Source organism: Paenibacillus sp. P4_A7 (assembly GCF_056402455.1).
Genome location: NZ_JBFUHJ010000650.1, coordinates 1 through 2265, shown reverse-complemented (window position 1 = coordinate 2265; position 2265 = coordinate 1). Strand labels below are relative to the sequence as shown.

At 32.2% G+C, this 2265-nt stretch carries 5 protein-coding genes; all 5 read right to left on the bottom strand.

Annotation, left to right across the window (positions count from 1 at the left end; genetic code table 11):
* Positions 1–200: 200 nt before the first annotated feature.
* Entirely contained in the window at positions 201–362 is a 162-nt protein-coding gene (locus AC1DWN_RS32455) for a hypothetical protein (RefSeq protein ID WP_477562961.1), read from the bottom strand.
* 48 nt (positions 363–410) lie between these two features.
* Entirely contained in the window at positions 411–578 is a 168-nt protein-coding gene (locus AC1DWN_RS32450) for a hypothetical protein (protein ID WP_477562960.1), read from the bottom strand.
* A 59-nt stretch (positions 579–637) separates the two neighbouring features.
* A complete protein-coding gene (locus AC1DWN_RS32445; RefSeq protein WP_477562959.1) occupies positions 638–871 on the bottom strand; it encodes a hypothetical protein in 234 nt (77 codons plus the stop codon).
* Between the two features lie 255 nt (positions 872–1126).
* A complete protein-coding gene (locus AC1DWN_RS32440) occupies positions 1127–1645 on the bottom strand; it encodes a LytTR family transcriptional regulator DNA-binding domain-containing protein (RefSeq protein WP_477562958.1) in 519 nt (172 codons plus the stop codon).
* A gap of 240 nt (positions 1646–1885) precedes the next feature.
* On the bottom strand, positions 1886–2265 hold a 380-nt coding region (locus AC1DWN_RS32435), incomplete at its 5' end, for a hypothetical protein (protein ID WP_477562957.1).

Sequence of the window (2265 nt, the reverse complement as noted above, 5' to 3'; positions counted from 1 at the left end):
ATATCACTTTTTAGAGCTAAAGGAGTAGGAAGTTGGATCTCGACCATTTTTATGGAACGTCACATCCTCTCATTTTATCGCTGTTCATTTATCTTGAATCTTCTATGTATTTAAGAAAACCCTGCAAATCTTCCATAAACTATCAAGTCAACTTTTTTTAAAATTTACATATTTCCGTTTTTAAATACTTCATAACAACATCAACACTCTGCAACCTCAATTACACCCTCTATCTTTCTAATATCATCAATCTTCAACTCTGTAGTAAAGAGTGTCCACCGTCCTTTTACTATTGTCTCGTAAAGCTCGCCATACTTCCCAAGCTGATCAAAATCATCTGACTTAACATAGTATCTAGCCATATAGCCAACGCCTCTCTGGTGTCATTTAAAGACTCTTGAAATACTACTTTATGGTATACTAATCACTCGAAATACACCCTGAACTAGCTCAATCTCTTTTATCGTTTTATCACTAACCAATATTACCCAACTCCTATAATCAATTGGCTCAAAAACTTCCCCATATTGCCAAAGCTCTTCAATATCTTTAGTGTAAACCCTAAAACGATTACTCATGACAATCACATTCCTTTCACCGAGAGGCTTCTCTACCCATGCGAGAAACCACAAATCATCTATGTCTCCACAAACTTATTTTTCATGTATAAAACAGTAATGAATTCTATTTCATCAATGTTGCCACGAAAGAAGTCGATCCAGCGCAATAATTCATTCATGTTTACTACATTTTCTTTTAATGTATAATATGTAATTGAATCCTTCTCCACTCTACAAACTTTTTCGATCCAAAGTAAGAAGTTCTCAACACTGGCTTCCCACCCATCTAGTAAATAATCATCTTCATCCATTCAATATCCCCCTGTTGCTTAGATAATTACGGAATACGGCATTTATTGCAATTATAGTGCTATATTTTTCAATTAAAAAGCATAACTTTTTAAAATATTTTGTATTGACACGCATCACGATATGTGCATACGTGTCGAAGATATAGTTTAAAAATATCCAAAGTTAAATAACCTACATTAAATAATGAGGTTTCGTGTCGAAATATGTTTTAATATGTAGATTTTATATTATAATCACGCAAAATGACCGCAAAATCACAATAGCGTGGTTTTTCCAATTGGGAAGTATTCATCAGTGCCATACTTAGCATGTCTGGGTTTATTTGAATACAAATCTTTTTCTTTGCCTAACTCGATTTTAACAATATTCCTTATAGCAGCACCAGCTACTGATATATAATGCTCCTTAGAAAAATAGACTCGATGCATATTCGAATCGAACCATTGAATCTTTTTCATATTTACTAGTAAACCGTTATCCAGCTTTTTAAAATTAAAAAAAGTTAGGTGTTCTTGCATGCTCTCAATATTCATGATGGAAGATACTATTTCACCAGTAACCAAATGAATCTTTGTAATCTCTTTTTTGGGATTTAGTATGAACAAAATAGTTTCAACATCAATAACCTCAACTTTATCCATCTTTATTGGAACAATGATATGTTGACCATTTTCTAGTTTAGATAATAACCAATTAGCCATCTCTGCTACCTCATATTGCATCAAAAACTGTTCGTCGATATTCTTTTTTATAGTTTCTCTTCTATTCTTCATATTACTTACACCCCATTCAATTTATTGAGGTAGCTCTAGATGTTTGTTAATCTGAGTACACCTAAAGATGTACTCAGATTACGTTATGTATTTGACTAATTAGGAATTACTTACGAGGATCTACGAATAGTAAAAATTTTGCTGTTGTTGCTACTGGAAGTGCCACTAATGCCGTTAGTAATGCTGATGCAAAAAAATGTTTTTTCAAGTTGATCACCCCCTATTTTTAATATACTGAAATCATTTGTATTCATAGTTTTCTCTACGATGTGATAAAAACAATAAAATCAAACTTGAAGCTATTAATGATCCTCCAAAAATTAAGAACAGTGTGCCGATAGTTTCATTATGAAGATACATATAAAATGTCACACCGAGTGTGAAAAGTAATGCCGTTGCAACAAAAACAAATTTTTTGTAATTTCCATTCTTAAAAGTGAAACTAAATCCACTCCTAGACACACCAACATAAAGTGCAACCGTTACTGAAACTGTTGCGTTTATGGATTGAATAAAGTAAGTCTTTAGAGTAAATGAATCAGATAGTTGAGATACATTTACATACTTGAAATAAATGAATAATCCAGCTACAAAAACTTGAATTATGCTTGATACAGCAT

What these genes read in the sequence shown, in the direction of transcription:
- AC1DWN_RS32455 (WP_477562961.1), bottom strand. Translation starts at nt 362, where the DNA reads ATGGCTAGATACTATGTTAAGTCAGATGATTTTGATCAGCTTGGGAAG.
- AC1DWN_RS32450 (WP_477562960.1), bottom strand. Translation starts at nt 578, where the DNA reads ATGAGTAATCGTTTTAGGGTTTACACTAAAGATATTGAAGAGCTTTGG.
- AC1DWN_RS32445 (WP_477562959.1), bottom strand. Translation starts at nt 871, where the DNA reads ATGGATGAAGATGATTATTTACTAGATGGGTGGGAAGCCAGTGTTGAG.
- AC1DWN_RS32440 (WP_477562958.1), bottom strand. Translation starts at nt 1,645, where the DNA reads ATGAAGAATAGAAGAGAAACTATAAAAAAGAATATCGACGAACAGTTT.